The organism is Mycobacterium sp. 852002-50816_SCH5313054-b, assembly GCF_001667185.1.
Lineage (GTDB): Bacteria > Actinomycetota > Actinomycetes > Mycobacteriales > Mycobacteriaceae > Mycobacterium.
The window spans coordinates 1-20,724 of record NZ_LZIC01000027.1 but is presented as its reverse complement, the minus strand read 5'-3'; the positions used below and the strand labels follow the sequence as shown (position 1 = coordinate 20,724).

15 protein-coding genes and 1 pseudogene are annotated in these 20,724 nt (G+C 69.9%); 6 read left to right on the top strand and 10 right to left on the bottom strand.

Going from position 1 to position 20,724, the window contains the following annotated elements:
- Positions 1-44: 44 nt before the first annotated feature.
- Positions 45-971 carry a PHB depolymerase family esterase gene (locus tag A5787_RS04020; protein ID WP_066961963.1) on the bottom strand — a complete coding sequence of 309 codons (927 nt, stop codon included), beginning with the start codon at positions 969-971 and terminating at the stop codon, positions 45-47.
- A gap of 162 nt (positions 972-1,133) precedes the next feature.
- On the opposite strand from A5787_RS04020, the gene A5787_RS04015 reads away from it, so the two are divergent.
- The gene (locus tag A5787_RS04015) at positions 1,134-1,490 is read left to right on the top strand and encodes a DUF732 domain-containing protein (protein ID WP_066961960.1); all 357 of its coding nucleotides are present in this window, start codon (positions 1,134-1,136) and stop codon (positions 1,488-1,490) included.
- Between the two features lie 112 nt (positions 1,491-1,602).
- Complete coding sequence (locus tag A5787_RS04010) at positions 1,603-1,911, top strand: DUF732 domain-containing protein (protein ID WP_066961957.1); 309 nt, start codon at positions 1,603-1,605, stop codon at positions 1,909-1,911.
- A 308-nt stretch (positions 1,912-2,219) separates the two neighbouring features.
- Here A5787_RS04010 and A5787_RS04000 read toward each other — a convergent pair whose 3' ends face one another.
- The gene (locus tag A5787_RS04000; protein ID WP_197506950.1) at positions 2,220-5,144 is read right to left on the bottom strand and encodes an arylsulfatase; all 2,925 of its coding nucleotides are present in this window, start codon (positions 5,142-5,144) and stop codon (positions 2,220-2,222) included.
- Entirely contained in the window at positions 5,144-7,780 is a 2,637-nt protein-coding gene (gene mgtA, locus A5787_RS03995; RefSeq protein ID WP_082977058.1) for a magnesium-translocating P-type ATPase, read from the bottom strand. The genes A5787_RS04000 and mgtA overlap by 1 nt, the downstream gene beginning before the upstream one ends.
- A gap of 197 nt (positions 7,781-7,977) precedes the next feature.
- Between mgtA and A5787_RS03990 the strand changes: the two genes are divergently transcribed.
- The gene (locus tag A5787_RS03990; protein ID WP_066962302.1) at positions 7,978-8,586 is read left to right on the top strand and encodes a DUF5994 family protein; all 609 of its coding nucleotides are present in this window, start codon (positions 7,978-7,980) and stop codon (positions 8,584-8,586) included.
- Here A5787_RS03990 and A5787_RS03985 read toward each other — a convergent pair.
- Positions 8,583-8,867, bottom strand: a pseudogene (locus A5787_RS03985) (CBS domain-containing protein); the annotation flags it as partial. The gene A5787_RS03990 and the pseudogene A5787_RS03985 overlap by 4 nt on opposite strands.
- Positions 8,868-9,116: 249 nt before the next feature.
- Between A5787_RS03985 and A5787_RS03980 the strand changes: the two are divergent.
- Positions 9,117-11,426 carry a heavy metal translocating P-type ATPase gene (locus tag A5787_RS03980; RefSeq protein WP_231993810.1) on the top strand — a complete coding sequence of 770 codons (2,310 nt, stop codon included), beginning with the start codon at positions 9,117-9,119 and terminating at the stop codon, positions 11,424-11,426.
- On the opposite strand, the gene A5787_RS03975 is transcribed toward A5787_RS03980, so the two are convergent.
- From A5787_RS03975 to A5787_RS03950, 6 genes are all read right to left on the bottom strand, one after another.
- A complete protein-coding gene (locus tag A5787_RS03975; protein WP_066961948.1) occupies positions 11,415-12,590 on the bottom strand; it encodes a PPE family protein in 1,176 nt (391 codons plus the stop codon). The genes A5787_RS03980 and A5787_RS03975 overlap by 12 nt on opposite strands.
- A gap of 102 nt (positions 12,591-12,692) precedes the next feature.
- Positions 12,693-13,865: a PPE family protein gene (locus tag A5787_RS03970; RefSeq protein WP_066961946.1), complete on the bottom strand. Its 1,173-nt coding sequence runs from the start codon at positions 13,863-13,865 to the stop codon at positions 12,693-12,695.
- Between the two features lie 198 nt (positions 13,866-14,063).
- A complete protein-coding gene (locus tag A5787_RS03965) occupies positions 14,064-14,867 on the bottom strand; it encodes an MBL fold metallo-hydrolase (protein WP_066961943.1) in 804 nt (267 codons plus the stop codon).
- Between the two features lie 652 nt (positions 14,868-15,519).
- Positions 15,520-16,380: a pseudouridine synthase gene (locus tag A5787_RS03960; protein WP_066961940.1), complete on the bottom strand. Its 861-nt coding sequence runs from the start codon at positions 16,378-16,380 to the stop codon at positions 15,520-15,522.
- A gap of 7 nt (positions 16,381-16,387) precedes the next feature.
- Positions 16,388-18,112: a glycerol-3-phosphate dehydrogenase/oxidase gene (locus A5787_RS03955; protein ID WP_066961937.1), complete on the bottom strand. Its 1,725-nt coding sequence runs from the start codon at positions 18,110-18,112 to the stop codon at positions 16,388-16,390.
- A gap of 56 nt (positions 18,113-18,168) precedes the next feature.
- On the bottom strand, positions 18,169-19,584 hold the full coding sequence (locus tag A5787_RS03950) for an NAD(P)H-quinone dehydrogenase (RefSeq protein ID WP_066961934.1): 1,416 nt from the start codon (positions 19,582-19,584) through the stop codon (positions 18,169-18,171).
- 84 nt (positions 19,585-19,668) lie between these two features.
- Here A5787_RS03950 and A5787_RS03945 point away from each other — a divergent pair, with 84 nt between their 5' ends.
- On the top strand, positions 19,669-20,148 hold the full coding sequence (locus tag A5787_RS03945) for a gamma-glutamylcyclotransferase (protein WP_066961931.1): 480 nt from the start codon (positions 19,669-19,671) through the stop codon (positions 20,146-20,148).
- A gap of 11 nt (positions 20,149-20,159) precedes the next feature.
- On the top strand, positions 20,160-20,724 hold a 565-nt coding region (locus A5787_RS03940), incomplete at its 3' end, for a PE family protein (protein WP_156763750.1).

Here is a 20,724-nt window from a genome sequence, read left to right as displayed (position 1 = left end):
GCCATGAGGCATAGTAACAAGATCGGCCCGCCGCCGCCTCCGGGCTAATCGCGCGCGTGGGCGAGGAAAAACTGCGCGATGACCTCCGAGGCGTCCAGCGCACGCGAGGTGCGCCCGATGATCGCCTGCGGCAGATACTGTTTGCCTCCCGGCCAGGTGTGGCCGCCGTTGTCGATCTGGTAGAAGATCACCTCGGTCGACGCCGCGCACGGCGCGGCGTCGTAGCGGTGCACGACGGTGCCGTCGCCGACGTTGGGCAGAACCTGCGCCGACGGATCGCCTTGGCAGCCATCGACCGAGCGCCACGCGTTCACCATGCTGGTCGCCGCCACCGCGTGACTGACCCCGCCGCGTCCCCGCACGTCCCCGCCGTTGAACGGCACCAGCGGGTCGGCGGTGCCGTGTGCCGCCAGCACCGACACCGGCCGCGACGGATGGCAGGCCACGCCCGTGCCCAGCGTGCCCGCCACCGGCGCGATCGCGGCGAAGACGTCGGCGCGTTCGCACGCCAGCTTGTTGGTCATGAAGCCGCCGTTGGACATGCCGGTGGCGAAGACGTGCCCGGGCGCGATGTTGTAGTCGCGTTGCAGCTTTCCCGCCAACGCGACCAGGAACCCGACGTCGTCGACGTGGTGGCGATCCGCCGGGGACGCCCCACGCCCGTCGGCCCAGCTCTTGTCGAAACCGTCGGGATAGGCCACCAGCAGGTGGTTGGCGTCGGCGACCGCGTCGAAGTCGGTCAGGCCCTGCTGCCCGGCCCCGGTCCCGCCGCCGCCGTGCAGGCTGAGCACCAGGCCGACGGGCTCGCCGGGCGGCACGTGCAACGTGTAGGTGCGGTCCAGGCCGCCGGAACGCAACGTGGCGGACAGATCTCGGGCGCTGGCCGCCGACACGTGCCGCTCGCCGCAGCCCGCCACGCACACCGCGCATGCCGTCAGGACGGCGAGCGTCAGCCAGCGCGCGAACGGCATGCCGTCAAGTTACCGAGCGCGCTCGGACGACATAACCAATGTTGCGATGTTGGCAAGATCTACGATGATTGGACGATGCCGGGCTGTAACCTACTTGCAACGTTCTAGGTCGAACCTTCAGTCGTCGAACACCGGATCTTAGAACCCTTGGGGGTATCAACAATGACGAGCACCCGCAGCCGCAAGGCCCGCCTGCTGCTCCCGCTGCTGGCGGCCGGCTTCGTACCCGCCGTCGCGCTGCTCGGCCCGCTGGTCGGGGCCCCGACCGCGCAGGCCGACGGTACCGACGACGCGTTCATCGCGGCGTTGCACGCCCACGGCATCGCCCACGAATCGCCCAAGTCCGCCATCGCGGCCGGCCACCTGGTCTGCCACCAGCTCGACATGGGCAAGACGCAGGAACAGATCGCGACGGACGTGATGAACAGCAGCACCCTGGACGGCGACAACGCCGGGTTCTTCGTCGCCCTCGCCGAACGCGCGTACTGCCCGCAGTACTCGGACGTCCCGACGGCATAACGCGCGGCGTATCGCCCACGTCGCCGGGTTTCTCTCGTCCTGATTGCAATTTGCGGTCGTTGCTCTGTGCGAAGCTGTACGTGCAACATTCGCGGCTGAGGGAGGACGGGACATGGCACGCGTGTGGGCCGCCCTCGTGGTCGTGCTGGCCGCGCTCGCGCCGTTCGCGGCCGCCGCGGTCGCCCATGCCGACGCGGTCGACGACGCCTTTCTGGGGGCCCTGACCGCCAAGGGCATCCACTTCGGATCCCCGGGCAAGGCCATCATCGCCGGTCATGAGGTCTGTGACGAGCTCGACAACGGCAAGAGCGCCGCCCAGGTCGCCTCCACCGTGCAGGCCAACAGCGGCCTGGACGGCTACCACGCCGGCTACTTCGTCGGCGCAGCCATCCGGGCTTACTGCCCTGCGCATTCTTTGTAACGAAATCGCAACCCCGCGCTAGCGCAGATGCGACTTTTGGCAACCTAGAGTTTGCCGTACCAACTAGTGCGGAGACCAACGAGTGGTATCGAAAATCCTTGCCTGCGCCGCCCTTGCTGTCGGGGCTGCCGTGGCGATCGCGGCGCCCGCCGGCGCCGACCCCAGCGTTTTCAACGACCTCAGCTGCAGCTGCCCGCAGACCGTCTCCAACGGCGGGTCCTCCGTGGCGGACCAGATCGATCGGGGCATTGCATCCGGTCTCGCCGGCACGAATGTCGTTCGGGCCCAACAGTAGTTGATCCGCGGCATCAGCCCGCGGCGCCCCGTCCGACGGACTGGACGGCCGCGTGCTCGTGCAGCGCCTGCTCGGCTTCGGGCGCAACGGGTTTGAGGTCGAAGACGACCTCCTTGACCGTTCCGGTGAACGCGTAGGGCGCCTTGTCCTCGTAGTGGCGGTCGACGACCAGCCCGTTGTCGCGGCTGATGTCCATCCCGGCGTAGGACGTGAAGGCCAGCGGCACCGTCTTGGGCAGCTCGCCCTCACCGATCAGCCGATCGCCGGCCCACAGCGTCACCCGGCCGCCGGAACCCGGTTCCGGTCGCTGCGATTCGAACAACATCCGCACCGTCACCTCGCCCGTCGGGATCGGCTCGGAGGACACCTGGCGGTAGGTGTCCACACCGAGCAGCGAATAGGTGTGGCGCAGCCGCGAATCCTCGTCGACCCACAGGGCGAACCCCCCGATGAAGTCGCCGTTGGCGACGATCACGCCCTGCGCGCCGTCGTCGGGGACCACCAGCCGCGCCTCGATCGCGTAGGAGCGGCCGAAGATGCGTGGCACCGTGCCGCGCTGAATGTTCTGCACGTCGCCCTTGAAGGTGAACCGGTTGGTGGTGGGCAGCGGCGGCAGGCTGCCGAACATCACCGCGAGGCCGCCCAGCAGCGGCAGCACCCGGTTGCGTTCGGCTTCGGCCCACCACAGCCGCGTGAGCTCGGCGACCTTGTCGGGATGCTCGGCCGCAACGTTTTTCGCCTGCGAGAAGTCGTCGGGCAGGTAGTACAGCTCCCACACGTCGTCGTCCGGGTTGTACTTGCCGGGCGCGAACCGCTGCAGCGTCTCCGGCGACAGGTCCCACGGCGCCTTGTCGAGTCGAGCGCACGCCCACCAGCCATCCTGGTAAATGGCGCGGCTGCCGAACATTTCGAAGTACTGCACCGTGTGACGCTCTTCGGCCTCGGCCCCCGACTCCGGGTCGAAGGTGTGGGCGAAACTGACGCCGTCCATGTCTTCCTGCTCGAAGCCGTCGACATGGGTCGGCTCGGGTAACCCGATGGCCTCCAACACGGTGGGCACCACGTCGATGCAGTGGGTGAACTGAGACCGCAGCGCGGCGTCGGGCCGGATCCGGGCCGGCCAAGCGACCACCATCGGATCGCGGGAACCACCGAGGTGGCTGGCCATCTGCTTGCCCCACTGAAACGGGGTGTTGTTGGCGTGCGCCCAGGCGCTGGCGAAATGCGGCGCCGTGTGCTCGTCGCCCAGGGCCTCGATGCCCCCGTACTGGTCGATGAGCTCGAGTTGATGGTCGGCGTCGAGAAGCAGCCCGTTCAGGAACGTCATCTCGTTGAAGGAGCCGGTGAGGGTGCCCTCCATGCTGGCGCCGTTGTCGCCCCAGATGTAGAAGACCAGTGTGTTGTCGGACTCGCCGAGGTCCTCGACCGCGTCGAGCAGTCGGCCCACGTTCCAGTCGGCGTTTTCCGAGAACCCGGCGAATACCTCCATTTGGCGGGCGTAGAGCCTTTTCTCGTTGTCCGACAAGCTGTCCCACGCGGGGAACAGGTCGGGCCGCTCGGTGAGCTCGGTGTCGGTCGGAATGACCCCGAGCTCCTTTTGCCGCTCGAATGTCTTGCGCCGGTAGACGTCCCAGCCGTCGTCGAACTGGCCGCGGTACCTATCCGCCCATTCTTTGAATACATGGTGCGGGGCGTGGGTCGCGCCGGTGGAGTAGTACATCAGCCACGGCTTCTCGGCATCCTGGGCCCGCACGGTGTGCAGCCACTCGACGGCCTTGTCGGTGAGGTCGTCGGGGAAGTAGTAGGGCTTGCCGTCCTTACCCTGCGGCACCCCGATCACCGTGTTGTCCTGGGTGATGATGGGGTCGTACTGACCCGCGGCCCCGGTCAAAAAGCCCCAGAAGTGGTCGAAGCCCCAGCCCAGCGGCCAGTTTTCGAACGGTCCGGCCGCCCCCTGGACGTTGTCGGGGGTCAGGTGCCACTTGCCGAAACCGCCTGTGACGTAACCGTTGTCGCGCAGGATACGTGGGAGGGCGGCGCAGCTGCGCGGTTTGACCGACGAGTAGCCCGGGAAGGGTCCCGGGAACTCGCAGACCGAGCCGAAGCCCACCCGGTGGTGGTTGCGCCCGGTCAGCAGCGCCGCCCGGGTCGGCGAACACACCGCGGTGACATGAAAGCGGTTGTAGGTCAGCCCACTTTGCGCCACCCGGGTCAGCGTCGGGGTGCGGATGGCACCGCCGAAGGTGTCCGGGCCGCCGAACCCGGCGTCGTCGATGAGCACGATCAGCACGTTCGGGGCGCCCTCGGGCGCTTTCGCCCCGGGAACGATCGTCCAGTCGCCGACGGAGTCCGCCATGGTGCGACCGATGGTGCCGCCGAAGCCGCGTTGCGGCAGCGGCAGCCGGGTCCGGTCGGGGTTGAACTTGCCCATCGCCTCTTCCAGCGCCGCGCCGAGGCTTCGCAGCGTGGACCTGCTCAGCTCGGCAACCGATTTCATCGGCGAGCCGCCCAACGCCTGCTCGACGGCCAGCCGGCCGCCCGCGGGCGTCACGGCGATGACCAGGCCGCTGCCGGCGGCCAGCGCCTGGCCGATCTTGTCGGCCAGCCCGCTCTTGATCCGGTGGTTGGCGAAGGTGCCCGCCAACGCGCCCGCGGCCGCGCCGACCGCGGCGGAGGCCAGCAGCGCCGGCGAGAACAGGCCGACGGCCAGGCCCGCGCCGGCCCCCCAGGCGGCGCCCCGGCGGCCGAGCCGATTGCCGGTGTCCACCAGGACGGGATTGCCGTCGGCGTCCTTGCCGACCAGCACCGCGCCCCGCAGCGGGAGGTCCTTGGCTTTGGTCGCCGCGGTGAGGGTGTCGAAGTCCCGGCGGGCCGAGTCGAGATCCTGGTAACCGGCGACGATGACCAGCGTGTGCTCTTCGCTCATGAGTGGGGACATTACGTCCGCGCCTGCCGCGTGCGGGGCGAAACGCCGTTGATGTAGTGGAAGCGCGCGGCGCGGCGCCGGATGCGATGGGCGTCCCCGCGGGTGCGCCGCGGCTGCCCGGTGTGATTCATCGGCTCCGCGTAGAACATCAGCTTGGCGAGTTCCACCAGGACCAGATAGATCGCGACGAAGCCGCCCAGCACGGCGAAGAACGGCCACGGCAGCGGCGTGAAGCCGAGGGTGTGGGCCAGGGGCGAAATCGTCAGCACCACGCCCACCGCGACCACCGTGAGACTGGTGATCGCGAGCTGAACGCTCGGCCGGCTGCGGAAGAACGGCACCATCCGCGTGCGGATCGCGAAGATGATCAGCGTTTGCGTCGCAAGCGATTCCACGAACCAACCGGTGCGGAACTCGATGGAGCCGGCGTGCAGCACGCCCAGCATCAACCCGAACGTCAGGAAGTCGAACAGCGAGCTGATCGGGCCGAAGATCAGCATGAACCGGCGGATGAAGGCGATGTTCCAGTGCGACGGCGCCTGCAGCTGCTCTTCGTCGACCCGGTCGGTCGGGATCGCCAGTTGCGAGCTGTCGTAGAGCAGGTTGTTCAGCAGGATCTGGCTGGGCAGCATCGGCAGGAAGGGCAGCAGCGCCGAGGCGGCGGCCGCGCTGAACATGTTGCCGAAGTTGCTCGAGGTGCCCATCAGCACGTACTTGATGGTGTTGGCGAAGATTCGCCGGCCCTCGGCGACGCCGGTGGCCAGCACGCCCAGGTCCTTTTCCAGCAGGACCACGTCGGCCGCGTCCTTCGCGACGTCGGTGGCGCCGTCGACCGAGATCCCCACGTCGGCGGCGTGCAGGGCCAGCGCGTCGTTGACGCCGTCGCCGAGGAAGCCGACCGACCGCCCGTTGCGGCGCAGCGCGACGATCAGCCGCGCCTTCTGCTCGGGCGAGATGCGGGCGAAGATGGTGTGGTTTTGCGCCGCCTCGACGAACCCGTCGTCGTCGAGGGGCTCGAGCTCGGCTCCGGTGACGGTGCCCTTGGACGCCAAAGCGAGGTCCGCGCAGACCTTTTCGGCGACCCGCGCGTTGTCGCCGGTGGCGATCTTGAGTTCGATGCCCAGTGCCGCCAGCCGTGACAGGGATTGGCGCGCCGCGGCTTTGGGTTCGTCGGCGAAGACCAGAAAGCCGGCCAGCGTCAGGTCGCGTTCGTCGTCGGCGGTGATCCTGGTCAGCTCGGCGGCGGGCCGGGTGCCGACGGCGACCACCCGGCGCCCGGCGGCAAACAGGCCCGCGAGGGTCTCCTGCGCGACCGCGGCCGTGCCCCGGCAGCGGTCCAGCACCTGCTCGGGCGCGCCCTTGACCACGAGCAGGCGCATGCCGTTGTCGTCGACCAACACCGACGACGCGCGGCGCACGTGGTCGAAGGGGAGCGTCGCAACCCGGCGCACCGCCCCGCCCACCAGCTGCCGCGGCCGGGGGGACTCCCAGAGCGCGGCGTCGAGCGGATTGGCGCTCAGGCCACCGGATTCCAGGTCGACGTCGGTGGCCAGCAGCCCGAGCCGCCGGACCGGTTCGGCGGGCGCGCCGGCGGGGTCGATCGCGTCGACCAGGCGGATCCGGCCCTCGGTCAGGGTGCCGGTCTTGTCGGTGATCAGGATGTCGATGTCGCCCAGGTCCTCGATGCACACCAGGCGCTTGACGAGGACCTTGGCCTTGGCCAGCTGCCGCGACCCCGTCGCCAGGCTGGTGCTGACCACGGCGGGCAGCAGCTGCGGGGTGATTCCGACCGCGATCGCCAGCGAGAACAGCACCGAATCGATGATCGGCTTGGCCAGCAGCAGGTTGCTGGCCAGGATGACGACCATCAGCGCGATCGCGACCTGCAGCAGCAGGTAGGAGAACTTGCGCAGCCCCACCTGGAAGTCGGTTTCGGGCTGGCGTTTGTCCAAACCCGCTGCGATGCGTCCGAATTCGGCGTTCTTACCGGTGGCGTACACCACGCCGGTGCCCTCCCCGGCGCTGACGATGGTGCCCATGAACGCCAGGTCCGCCGATTCGGCCAGCCCGGCGCCGGCGGGCACCGCCTCGGGCGATTTCTCCGAGCCCATCGACTCCCCGGTCAGGATGCTCTCGTTGCATTCCAGGCCGGTGACGTCGATCAGGCGGACGTCGGCGGGCACGGCCTCGCCCAACGACAGCCGGATGACGTCGCCGGGAACCAGGTCGGTGACAGCGACCGAGACGAACGTCGAGTCGCGGCGCACCAGCGCGTTGTGGTGCACCCGTCCGTGCAACTCGGCGGCGGCGTGCTCGGCGCGGTATTCGTTGACGAAGCCCAGACCGATGCTGGCGGCGAGGATTATGCCGATGATGACCGCCTGCATGCTGTCGCCCAGGAAGTACGAGACGATCGCGGTGCCGGCCAGCAGGATGAGTACCGCGCTGCGCAGCTGGCGGCCCAAGACCGCAAGCGCGTTGACGTGGTGCGTGCGCACCGCGTTCGGGCCGTGCCGCGCCAGCCGGGCGGCGGCCTCGGCGCTCGACAGACCACCGGCCGAACTGTCCAGCCATTCCAGTACCTGCGCTACGGGAGCGCCGGCGACCTGATTGGCCGTCGGCGCCGCCGAATCCAGCACACTGGTCACACAACCTCCTAAGCCCGCGCGGCCGCACGCCAATCATCGCCGGGACCGAGCCGACGCGTTAGGGGCTTAAGTCGTCTGCGGCGCTGCCGGCGATCCCAAATTGATTGGCGCTACCTGCCGTTCATGTGCGGGACACACGGCGGCCACCCGTGGCGTTCGAGTCGCGAGCGGGTCGCGTTGCCCGTACCCTGATCGCGATGGAGCACGAAAATCGGTTGGGGCTCAAGCCCTATCGGTCTGCGTCGGAACACGTCGACGGGGCCTGGTGGCCGCGCTCGACCAACCTCGGCGACGAACTACCGGACTTGGTGGCGTCGCTGTCCGACCGGCTCGGACGGGTCGTGATGGTGGGTTACCGCCGCAACGGTTGGCACGAGACGCCACCGCAGGTCGAGATCGCCGGGCACGCCGTTGAATTGCTGGGTTTCACCAGCGACGAGCCGACCAGTGTCATCCTGTTCGGCGAGGACGGTCGTCACATCACGTTGCATGTGATCGGTCCGGACACCGGCGAGGAGGCCGCCCACCTCGCGCTGCAACGGGCCGGGGTAACCGCCGACCTCGAGGTGCCGGCCAGCCGTTCCGCGGTCGCGCGGTCCGTAGCCGAGGTCGCGGACAAGCTGGCCCGCCACGAGGGGCTTGGCGACGAGCGGCGAGCCGCCCAGATCAAAGACTGGTGTGAGCAGGCCGCCCACCAGTTCGTCGACGCGCCCGTGCAGACCTTCGTTCCGATCCTCGTCGAACACATCGTTCGCAACCGCATGATCGAGTCCCGCGCGGCAACCGCGGGGTCGGCCGCCGGCTAGATATCGGCGTCGGCGCCGACGCCGTAGGCGGTGTAGACGCCCAGCAGGTCGCGGGCCGAGACGATGCCGACCAGCGCCCCGTCGTGCTCCACCAGGACGTGGCGGATGTAGTGATCCATCATCCGGGCCGACACCTGATCGACCGTCGCGGCCGCGTCACACCACACCAGCTTGGTGCTGGCCACGTCGGCGGCCGCAACCCTGGCCGGGTTTTCCCCGCGGGCCACCACCCGAACGATGTCGCGCTCGCTCAGCAGCGCCGCGGGCCGGGTGTCGTCGCCACCGGCTCGCCGATGAGGGTGGAAATCGGCATGGCACCCGCGGAAGTCGGGGCAGGCAAATCGGTCACGCCAGCAATGTTCACCGGAACTTGCCCGCCCTTTCTAGTGACCTCAGTCCTCAATTCAAGTGGCGGTGGTAATCGCAATTCCTGGCCTCACAATGTGCCAGTGATGTGACACCCGGCCCTAGCCAGCCCGGCGAATGCGGTTCACGCTGGCGGCAAGGCCTGTATTGCCGAAGGGAACGGTGTGGGCGGCAAGGGATTTGCGGTTTTGGTGGCGCTCAGCGTCGGTGCGTTGGCATCGGGCGGGATCGCCTGGCTGGCCGGCGCGCGCGACGTCGCCGACGCGTGCTGGATCGCGGGGACGGTGGCGGCCCTGGTTCCGGCGACGGTGTGGGTGCTGGCGGCGCTGCGCCGCGGCCGGTTCGGGGTCGACCTCATCGCGGTGCTGTCGCTGGTCGGGACGCTGCTGGTCGGCGAGTACCTCGCCGGTGCGCTGATCGCCGTGATGCTGGCCGGTGGCCGGGCGCTGGAGGCCGCGGCGCAGCGTCGCGCGTCCCACGACCTGCGGGCCCTGCTCGAACACGCCCCGCGGTTCGCCCGCCGCCGCGTCGGCTCGACGGTCAGCACGATCGACCTGGCCGACGTGGCGATCGACGACCTGCTGGTCGTCGGCCCCGGCGAGGTGGTGCCCGTGGACGGGCGTGTCGCAGGCGCGACCGCGGTGCTCGACGAGTCGGCACTGACCGGCGAACCGCTGCAGGTGGAGCGCGGTGTCGGCGAACCGGTGCGCAGCGGGGTGGTCAACGCCGGCGGGGCGTTCGACATGCGCGCCACCGCCACGGCCGAAGACAGCACCTACGCCCAGATCGTGCGGCTGGCCGCGCAGGCCGGGGCCGAGAACGCGCCGGTGGTGCGGCTGGCCGACCGCTACGCGGCGTGGTTCTTGCCGTTGGCCGTGCTGGTCGCCGGCGGGGCGTGGCTGGCCAGCGGGTCGGCGGTGCGGGCCGTCGCCGTGCTGGTGGTGGCGACGCCGTGCCCGCTGCTGCTTGCCGCCCCGGTGGCGATCGTGTCCGGGCTGTCGAGGGCGTCGCGGCGGGGCGTGGTGGTCCGCGGCGGGGCGGCGCTCGAAAACCTCGGGCACGCAACGACTTTGGTGATGGACAAGACGGGCACGCTGACGATGGGGCGCCCGGTCGTCATCGACGTGGCGGCCGCGCCGGGGCGCGACGCCATCGACATCCTGCGGCTGGCGGCGTCGGTGGATCAGCTGTCCCCGCACGTGCTCGCCGAGGCGATCGTCACCGAGGCGCTCGCCCGCGGCCTGCGGCTCTCGCTACCCACCGCGGTGGTCGAGAAACCCGGGCGGGGTGTCACCGCCACCGTGGGCGACCAGCGCGTCTACGTCGGCAAACTCGGCGGCGACACGTCCACGGAGTGGGCCCGCGCCGCGGTGAACCGCGCCCTGCTGGACACCGCCGCGATCGCCTGGGTCTGCCTCGACGGGCGACCCGTCGGCGCGGTGCTGCTGCGCGACCCGTTGCGCCGCCACGCGCCGCGCACCGTGCGCCGGTTGCGCGGCGCCGGGCTGCAGCGGTTGGTGATGCTCACCGGCGACCGCGCCGAGCCCGCCCGCGAGGTCGCCGCCGTCCTGGGGCTAGACGACGTCTACGCCGAGCAGAGCCCGGCCGACAAGGTCGCCGCCGTGCGCGCCGAACAGGGCCGCGCGGTCACCGTGATGGTCGGCGACGGGGTGAACGACGCCCCCGCGCTGGCCGCGGCCGGCGTCGGCGTCGCGATGGGCGCGCGCGGCGCCACCGCCTCCTCGGAAGCCGCCGACATCGTGTTGACCACCGATCGGCTGGAGCGGCTCGCGGACGCGATGGACATCGCGCGGTGGTCGCGGCGCATCGCCGTGCAGAGCGCGGTCGTGGGCATGGGTCTGTCGCTGGCCGCGATGGCCGTCGCCGCTCTCGGCTGGCTGCCGCCGGCCGCCGGCGCGCTGCTGCAGGAGGGCATCGACGTCGCCGTGATCGGTAACGCGCTGCGGGCCCTGCGCGGCAACCCGTCCCTCGAGGTCGACCTGCCCGCGCAAACCGAACGGATGTTGCGCCGCTTCGACGCCGAACACGACGAACTGCGCGACACCATCGGCCTGTTGCGCGAGGCGGCCGACCGCCTGGCCGAAGCGCCGGATCCGGTTGCGCTGCAGGCGGTTACGCGCGCCCACGGCCTGCTCGTGGACCGCATCCTGCCCCACGAACGCGCGGAGGAAACCCAGCTCTATCCCGCCCTGGCCCATCCGTTGGGCACCGGCGAGGCGACCGCCACCATGAGCCGGACGCACGCCGAGATACAACGGCTGTCGGACCGGATCGGCGCACACCTGGCGCTGGCCCAAAGCGGCGGCTCCATCGCACCGGACCAGGTCGACGACCTGCTCGCCTGCCTGTACGGGCTGTACGCGCTGCTGCGCCTGCACTTTCTGCAGGAGGAGGAGAACTACTTCACGCTGGCCGAGGACGAGCCCGCCAAGCCCGAGGGGTCATCCCGCTGAGGGGGGCCGGGTCATGAAGGTCCCCTTGATCTCCAGCCCGATCTCGATGTCGTCGTATTTGCCGCCCTTGCCCTTTTTGCGCGGCACAACCGGCGGCATCATCGGCGGCGGCATGAAGGGGAACCCCGATTCGTTGGCGGCGAGCGGCGACACTGCGGCCGCGAGCTGCACCGGCGTTTGCGAGGCGGCCAACATCCGCACGACGGCGGGCGGCATAGTCAGCCCGCCCATCGAAACGCCGACGCCGATCGCCCCCGCGGGCGCCGCCGATCCGCCGACCGCACCGGACAGGTTGGCCGCCGCCCCTCCCAAGGCCGCCTCGCCCTCCGCCAGGCCCTGGCCCACGTCGCCGCCCACGCCCTGCAACGCCTGGGCGGTGTTCAGCTGCGCCACGTAGCTGAGCAGGTTGATGGGGAAACCCGAGCCGAAGATCGAGTTGAGGACGCCGTTGTCCACGAGGTTGGAGTTCAAGAACGACCCCAACGAGGATTGGGAACTGCCTGAGAACAGGTTCAATAGCCCGGCCAACCCCATCCCCGTCGCGTTGGTGTTGGGGGCCAAGATGCTCTGCAATATCGAGGTCGCCGAGGTGCTAGCGGCGGCAGTGGGCACGGCGCCGGCTGGGGCGGCGGCCGTGGTTGCACTGGCAATCGCTGGCGGCGAAGAGAACTGAGGCAGCGCGAGAGCTCGTGTCGCGGCCGCCTGATAGCGGTACATGGCCGCCGAATTGTTGAGCCACATGCCCTCGTACGCGTCTTCGGTTGTGGCGATTGCCGGAAGGTTGCTGCCGAACCAGTTGGTGGCCAACAACTCTGCCAGCCGCGTCCGGTTGGCACTGACTTCTATGGGAAGCACCATCGTTCGGCTGGCTAGTTCGAACGCCGCCGCGGCGGCCCGTGCCGACGAGGCCAGCCGCTCACACTGCTGCGCGGTCGTGCGCACCCAGGCGAGGTAGGGCGCGACAGCCTCGATCATCGCCATCGACGACGGGCCACCCCAGGCGTCGGCCAACGACGACAACACCGAGCCGTAACCAGGGAGAGAATCCTCCAACTCCATGGCCAGCTGCTGCCACACGCCGGAAGCCTCGACCCATGACCCGGCACCGGGGCCGGAGTGGATCAGCGCCGCGGTGATTTCGGGTGGCAATATCCCAAAATCCATGACTTCACCCGCGGAGATAGCGTGGGTTGGCTGAGCGCGAAGTGTCGCCTCTCGCGGTGATTCCGAAATGCGTTGCGGTACCGGTCATTTCGGTGTCGGCCCTCATCCCGCCGACGGCGGTGGGCGCATCACTTTCCCCTTGACCTCCGCGCCAACTTGAAGTTCTGCTGGGTTTGGCTGCTTCCGCTTGCGCCAGCCACTGCCCGCCGAGATGGGCGGTGGCATCAACGGCGGAAGCATGGGGAATCCGGCGTCCACGCCGTCCAAAGGGGATGCGGCCGAGGCGAGTTGGACCGGCGTTTGCGAGGCGGGCAGCAGCCCCACCACGGCGGGCGGCGCGGTCAGCTTGCCTACCGACACGCCCACGCCCAATGCCCCGGTGGGTGCCGCCCCGACCGCGCCGGACAAATTGGCCGCCGCTCCCAGCGCCGACTCGCCCTCCGAGAGGCCCTGGCCGATGTCACCGCCCACGCTTTGCAACGCCTGGGCCGAACTGCTCTGCGCGAGATAGCTGAGCAGGTTGATGGGGAAGCCCGAAGAGAAGGTGGAGTTGATGATGCCGGTGGTGACCAGGTTGGAGTTCAACCAGGACCCGAACGATGACTGGGCGCTGCCGGAGAACAGGTTCAACAGCCCGGCCAACCCCATCCCCGTCGCGTTGGTGTTTGGGGCCAAGATGCTGTCCAAGATTGACTGGGCCGGCGTGCCGGCCGCGGCGGACGTGGCGGTGGCCTGAGCGGCCGTCCCGGCCGGATCGGTGATCGCGGGCGGCGACAGGAACTGCTGCAGGTCGAGCGCCTGCGTCGTCGCCGCCTGATAGCGGGTCAGCGCCGCGGAGTTGGTCGCCCACATGGCCTGGTACTGGTCTTCGGTTGCGGCGATGGCCGGGAGATTGCGGCCGAACGCGTTGGTGGCCACCAGCTGTGACAGCCGCGTCCGGTTGGCCGCGACCGCCGCGGGCTGCACCACGGTCGCTTGCGCGGAGTTGAACGCCGAAGCGGCGGCCTGGGTCGCGTCGGCCAGCTGCTGGGATTGCTGCGCGGTGGTGCGCAGCCAGGTGACGTAGGGCTGGACGGCGTCGACCATGGCCGCCGACGACGGACCCTTCCACGACTCACTCAGCGTGGACAACGCCGACGTGTAGGTGCCGGCCGAGTTCTCCAATTCGGTGGTCAGGCGCTGCCAAGCGGCGGACGCTTCGATCAACGAGCCCGCGCCAGGTCCGGAGTGGACGAGCGCCGAGGTCACCTCGGGGGGCAGCGCTAGAAAATCCATCACATTCACATCCCCTATGCGGGCAACGACCCAGGAAAGTCGCGTTGACGACGCCACGACCGCCGCTGAAACACTGCACGTCGACGCCTCACGCGCGGGCCCCCAGATCTCTCCTCGTTCGAGTACCGGATGAGACGAACGATATACCGACGAGGTTAGCCAGCGAAGTAAATCAGCAGCTAGGCGGCCCCGCGCGCCTCATACGGTCGCCGAGGCGCCGCGGTCCAATTCGATGATTCGATCGCCCATGCCGCGGTGCCGCATCTCCGCGACGAAGTCGGCCAGCGCCGACGCGAACACGCCGTAGTCGTCGAAGTGGACGGGGATCATTTTGGGCAGCGCGAGCTTTGCCACCAGTTCGGCGCCCTGGCGGCCGTCCATGGTTACCGTCAGCCCGAACGGCAGCCGCCGGCCCGCCGGCAGCCGCGTCCCGCCCAGGTGCAGCACGCCGGCGTCGATCGAGTCGAAGCGCACGGGAATCTCGTCGAGCTCCTCGACGAGCAGGGTGTCGCCGGACACGTAGAGCCGACGCACGGTGCGGTCGGCGGAAACGAATTCCAGCATGGTGCCCATCACCGGCGGCAGCAGCCGATGGCTCCACACCGGCGCGTGACGTCCCGGCAGCGACGTGAGGTGAACGGTGTTGCCGCCCTTGGTGATCGTGTGTCGCTGCCACGTCGACAAGCCCAGTGCGTGGCCGAAGCCGCGGTGGTGCAGCCGCTTTGCCGCGTGCGGGGTGGTGACGATCGGCAGCCCATGATCGAGGCCCCGCTGCGACACCCGATCCCAGTGATCACCGTGCAGGTGCGACAGCACCACGGCGTCGACCGGCGGAAGCTCGTCGATATTCAACGCCGGTTCCCGGAGCCTCTTGGACACCAACCCGTATCCCAGATAGGCGCGCTGCCCCCGGTGCAGGAAATTCGGATCGGTCAACAGCGTCAGCCCGCCGGCGCTGATCAACGTGGTGGCGTTGCCCACAAAGGTGACGGTGATGTCCATGATCGCGGGCTACCCGGTCCCGCCGTATTCACGCGGCGAGAAGCGGGGTGCGGTGCAGGGCCGGGTCGTCGGGCGGCGATGCTGTCCCGGTGGGAGTGTTGTGGCGGGCTATGCGGGCATGGCGGTTGTGGCAACCTAGACCGCAGCGCTTGGTCTTCCCACATGGCATCGGTCGGGCTCGGCGCTAAAGCCTCGCCCGCCCGCCGTGCGGTGCATCATGCCGCTTCAAGAATCCGCCAAGACGTCTGCCACACCCTTGCGAGCGGCATCCGATGTCCTCCCTGAATACAGCTTTATGCTGCGGTTCCGCGCGTAAGAGAGGGTCCGGGCTGTCGCATGGCCGTTGGGTGACCGGCGTTGTCTCCGCCGGTCTGGCTGTCCTCTTAGCCTCCCCGGCCTACACGACTGTCACGTCCACCCGTTTTCGGCGACTCTGGCTACCGCGGCATTAGCGCCTCTAAACCCAGGCAGCGGGCGGGTTGTGTTGGTGCTCTCGACGACGTCCGCTTAATCCGGCTGCGCCGGTGCTGATTCCAGTCCAGCGGCGAGGGCATGAACCGGGCCGGTAGGAACCCGTATGTCAAATAGCGCGGCGGCGCGGTATCGGTGTCGTTGGCTCCGTTCGGGATGCGTCGCACCGCCCGAGATACTGTTACGGGCCGGGCCGCCGGCTGACGAACTCGCGGCGCACACCGGACAGCGGATCGTCGAACCCGATGCGCTGCGCCAGCAACCGCAGCGGCGTGCTGAAGTCATCGGCCGCAACGTCGATCACGTTGGGATACAACGGATCACCCTCGATCGGGAGCCCGAGCGAGGCCATGTGCACCCGCAGCTGATGGGTGCGTCCGGTGCGCGGGGTCAGCCGGTACAGGCCTTCTTGGGAAACGAGTTCCACCAGTGTCTGCGCATTCGCCACGCCGGGCTCGCAGGCGGCCTGCAAAACGCCCCGGCGCTTGACGATCCGGCTGCGCACCACCCGCGGAAGAACCAGATCGGGGTCGACGGCCGCGCGGGCCAGGTAGGTCTTGCGCACCACCCCCCGGGAAAACAGCGTCTGGTAGGCGCCGCGCACCTCGTGCCGCGTGGTGAACAGCAGCACCCCGGCCGTCAGCCGGTCCAGCCGGTGCGCGGGGCTCAGCTCGGGCAATCCCAGCTTCCGGCGCAGCCGCACCAGCGCGGTCTGCGCCACGTGCCGGCCGCGGGGCATGGTGGCCAAGAAGTGCGGCTTGTCGACGACGACGATGTCGTCGTCGCGATGGAGCAGGGCAATCTCGAAGGGCACCGGGACCTCGTCGGGCAGCTCGCGGTAGAGGTAGACGAACGACCCGGCTCCCAGCACCGTCGCGTCGTCGACCACCGCGCCGTCGGCGTCGACCACCTCCCCGGCCAGCACCTTCGAGCGGGCGGGCGCGCCGAACCGGTCGGTCAGCTCGGCCAGCACCGGGCCGCCCCGCAGCCGCACCCGCGCCGGGCCCAGCCCGTCGCGCACGGGAAGCGGCGCGCGCCTCAATGTCGCCTCAACTCAGCGGCACCGGCTCGAGGAGTTCGGCGCGCGCCTCGGGCGCGCTGGCCCGCAACTCGTCGGCCGACACGTCGTCGGGCTGGGCCTGCGAGAGCACCTCGGCCTCCACCCGCGCGGTGTAGTTGGCCACCTCGCGGTCGACGTCCTCGGCCGTCCAGCCCAGCACCGGCGCCACCACCTCGGCCACCTCGCGGGCGCAGTCGACGCCGCGGTGCGGGTACTCGATGGATATGCGCGTCCGGCGGGCCAGGATGTCCTCCAGATGCAGGGCCCCCTCGGTGGTGGCGGCGTAGAGCGCCTCCACCCGCAGATAGCCCGGCGTCTCCTTGATCGGGCTGAGCAGATCGGGGGTTTCGGCCGCCAGCTCCAGCACCTCGCCGATCAGCGAGCCGTAGCGGTCCAGCAGGTGGCGCACGCGGTACGGATGCAAACCCTTGCCCGTCCCGACGTGCTCGACCTGGTTGACCAGCGCGAAGTACCCGTCGGCGCCCAGCAGGCTGACCTTCTCGGTGATCGACGGCGCCACCCGGGCCGGAACGAACTGGGCCGCGGCGTCGATCGCGTCGGCGGCCATCACCCGGTAGGTGGTGTACTTCCCCCCGGCGATCGCGACCAGCCCGGGGGCGGGCACCGCCACGGCGTGCTCGCGGGACAGCTTGGAGGTTTCCTCGCTCTCACCCGCCAGCAGCGGGCGCAGCCCGGCGTACACGCCGTCGATGTCGGCGTGCGTCAGCGGCGTGGCCAGCACGGTGTTGACGGTCCCCAGGATGTAGTCGATGTCGGCCTTGGTGGCCGCGGGATGGGCCAGGTCGAGGTTCCAGTCGGTGTCGGTGGTCCCGATGATCCAGTGGCTGCCCCACGGTATGACGAACATCACCGACTTCTCGGTGCGCAGGATGATCGCGACGTCGCTGACGATGCGGTCCCGCGGCACCACGACGTGCACGCCCTTGGACGCGCGGACCTGAAACCGCCCGCGCTGCTTGGACAGCGCCTGGATCTCGTCGGTCCACACCCCGGTCGCGTTGACCACGACGTGGCCGCGGACCTCGGTGACCGCGCCGTTCTCGGAGTCGCGGACCCGCACCCCGGTCACCCGATCGCCCTCGCGCACCAGCGCGACCACCTGGGTGGAGGACCGCACCACCGCGCCGTAGTGCGCCGCGGTGCGCGCGACCGTCATCGTGTGGCGGGCGTCGTCGACGACGGTGTCGTAGTAGCGAATCCCGCCGATCAGCGAGGTGCGCTTGAGGCCGGGGCTCAATCGCAGGGCGCCGGCCCGGGTCAAATGCTTTTGCGCGGGAACGGATTTTGCGCCGCCCAGGCGGTCGTAAAGGAAGATGCCGGCGGCGGTGTAGGGGCGTTCCCAGACCCGATGGGTCAGCGGGAACAGGAACGGCATCGGCTTGACCAGGTGCGGCGCCAGCTTGGTGAGCGACAGCTCGCGCTCGTGCAGCGCCTCGCGGACCAGGCCGAACTCCAGCTGCTCGAGATAGCGCAGCCCGCCGTGGAACATCTTCGACGACCGGCTGGAGGTGCCCGACGCGAAATCGCGCGCCTCGACCAGCGCCACCTTGAGCCCGCGCGTGGCGGCGTCCAGCGCGCACCCCGAACCCACCACGCCGCCGCCGATGACCACCACGTCGAACTGCTCGGCGCCCAGCCGCTCCCAGGCCAGCGTGCGTTGCTGCGGTCCCAGCGCGTCGATCGGGTCGCTCACTGCGGGGGCTCCTGTCCGGTTACTCGTCGGTAGGCGTGCGGTTCCCAGGCTAAGCCCTAATCCAGATCGTCGTGGGCCATCAGCCGGCGCGCGGCCTCGGTGATCGAACCGGACAACGACGGGTAAACGGCCAGCGTCTGCGCCAGTTCGTTGACGGTGATGCGGTTTTGCACGGCCACCGCGATCGGCAGGATCAGCTCGGAGGCGATCGGCGCCACCACCACGCCGCCGATCACCACACCGGTGGACTTGCGACAGAACATCTTGACGAACCCTTGCCGCAGGCCCGACATCTTCGCCCGCGCGTTGGTCCGCAGCGGCAGCATGATCGTCCGCGCCGGCACCGAACCGTCGTCGATCATCGACTGCGGCACCCCGACGGCGGCGATCTCCGGCCTGGTGAACACGGTCGCCGCCACCGTGCGCAGCCGGATCGGGCTGACGCCCTCGCCCAGCGCGTGATACATCGCGATCCGGCCCTGCATGGCCGCGACGGACGCCAACAGCAGCAGCCCCGTGCAGTCCCCCGCGGCATAGATGCCGGGCACCGAGGTGCGCGAAACCCGGTCGACCCGCAGGTAATCGCCGCGCCCCAGCTCGATGCCGACCCGTTCCAGCCCCAGGCCACCGGTGTTGGGGACCGAGCCGATGGTCATCAGGGCGTGGCTGCCCTCGACGGTGCGCCCGTCGGTCATGGTGACCAGCACCCCGGCATCGGTGCGGGTGACCGATTCGGCGCGGGCATTCTTGATCAGCTTGACGCCCCGTTCGGAGAACGACTCCTCCAGGACGAGCGCCGCATCGGCGTCCTCGTAGGGCAGCACCCGGTCGCGGCTGGCCGCCACGGTCACCGGGACGCCCAGCTCGGTGTAGGCGCTGACGAACTCGGCGCCGGTGACCCCGGAGCCCACCACGACCAGGTGCTCGGGCAGCGCCTCCAGGTCGTAGAGCTGCCGCCAGGTCAGGATGCGTTCGCCGTCGGGCTGGGCCGACGGCAGGATCCGCGGGCTGGCGCCGGTGGCGATCAGCACGACGTCGGCCTCGTGCTCACTGGTCGTGCCGTCGGCGGCGGTGGCCCTGATGCGGTGCTTGGCCAGGCCGGGCGTCGGGTCGATCAGCTCGCCGCGGCCCGCGACCACCTGCACGCCCACGGCGATCAGCTGGGCGGTGATATCTGCCGACTGCTCGACGGCCAGCGTCCGCACCCGGGCGTGGATCTGCGGCAGCGAGATCTTGGCGTCTTCGATGTCGATGTCGAAGCCCAGCCGCGGGGCGCGGCGCAGTTCGGTGCGCAGCCCGGTGGACGCGATGAACGTCTTGGACGGCACGCAGTCGTCCAGCACGGCCGCCCCGCCGACCCCGTCGGAGTCGATCACGGTGACGTGGGTTGTGTCGGGGTGTGAGGTGGCGGCGACCAGTGCGGCTTCGTAACCGGCCGGCCCCCCACCGAGGATCACGATGCGGGTCACCACAAGCCCTAACCTATCTGCGCGGCCGGAAGCCCGCGAAACGCTCGGGTGAATACCGCGCGAGCGGGCGACGTTTAAGCTTTCCCCGTGCCGATCTACGCCGCGTACGGGTCGAACATGGATCCCGAGCAGATGCTCAAGCGCGCGCCGCACTCGCCGATGGCCGGAACCGGCTGGCTGCACGGGTGGCGGTTGACGTTCGGCGGCGAGGACATCGGCTGGGAAGGCGCCCTCGCGACGGTCGTCGAGGACCCCGGTTCGAAGGTGTTCGTCGTGCTCTACGACATGACGCCGGCCGACGAGGTCAACCTGGACCGGTGGGAGGGTTCCGAGTTCGGGGTGCACAAGAAGATCCGGTGCCGGGTGGAGCGCATCTCGTCGGACACCACCACCGATCCCGCGCTGGCGTGGCTTTACGTGCTCGACGCCTGGGAGGGTGGGCTGCCGTCGGCTCGGTATCTCGGCGTGATGGCCGATGCCGCCGAAATCGCCGGTGCACCAGCGGATTACGTGCACGACCTGCGCACCCGCCCGGCGCAAAACATCGGCCCGGGGACCAGCGCCTAGGGAGGTGCGGCATGTCGTTCGTGATCGCGGCGCCGGAAATGGTCCAGTCCGCGGCGGCGGATCTGGCGGGCATCGGTTCGACGATCGCCGCGGCCACCACGGCGGCGGCGGCTCCGACGACCGGGGTGCTGGCGGCGGCCGCCGATGAGGTCTCCAAGGCCGTCGCGGCGTTGCTGGGCGCCCACGGCGCCGAATACCAGGCGATCAGCGCCCAGGTGGCGGATTTGCACGGCGACTTCGTGCGGGCCGTCGCCGCGGGCGGGGCCTCGTATAGCCTCGCCGAGGCCGCCAACGCCTCGCCGTTGCAGACCCTCGAGCAGGACCTGCTGGGCGCGGTGAACGCGCCCACCCAGGCGCTGCTGGGGCGCCCGCTGATCGGCAACGGCGCCAACGGGACGACCGTCGCCGGGATGGGCCAGCCCGGCGGGCCGGGTGGCCTGCTCTACGGCGACGGCGGCAACGGTGGGCCGAGCACGCTCGCCGGGGTGCCCGGCGGCGCGGGCGGGGCCGGCGGCCTGTTCGGCAACGGCGGCGCGGGCGGGACGGGCGGCGCCGGCGCGACGGGCGGCGCCGGTG

What these genes read in the sequence shown, in the direction of transcription:
- A5787_RS04000 (WP_197506950.1), bottom strand. Translation starts at nt 5,144, where the DNA reads ATGTCCCCACTCATGAGCGAAGAGCACACGCTGGTCATCGTCGCCGGT.
- A5787_RS03975 (WP_066961948.1), bottom strand. Translation starts at nt 12,590, where the DNA reads ATGGATTTTGGGATATTGCCACCCGAAATCACCGCGGCGCTGATCCAC.
- A5787_RS04020 (WP_066961963.1), bottom strand. Translation starts at nt 971, where the DNA reads ATGCCGTTCGCGCGCTGGCTGACGCTCGCCGTCCTGACGGCATGCGCG.
- A5787_RS03990 (WP_066962302.1), top strand. Translation starts at nt 7,978, where the DNA reads ATGGAGCACGAAAATCGGTTGGGGCTCAAGCCCTATCGGTCTGCGTCG.
- A5787_RS03965 (WP_066961943.1), bottom strand. Translation starts at nt 14,867, where the DNA reads ATGGACATCACCGTCACCTTTGTGGGCAACGCCACCACGTTGATCAGC.
- A5787_RS04010 (WP_066961957.1), top strand. Translation starts at nt 1,603, where the DNA reads ATGGCACGCGTGTGGGCCGCCCTCGTGGTCGTGCTGGCCGCGCTCGCG.
- A5787_RS03970 (WP_066961946.1), bottom strand. Translation starts at nt 13,865, where the DNA reads ATGGATTTTCTAGCGCTGCCCCCCGAGGTGACCTCGGCGCTCGTCCAC.
- A5787_RS04015 (WP_066961960.1), top strand. Translation starts at nt 1,134, where the DNA reads ATGACGAGCACCCGCAGCCGCAAGGCCCGCCTGCTGCTCCCGCTGCTG.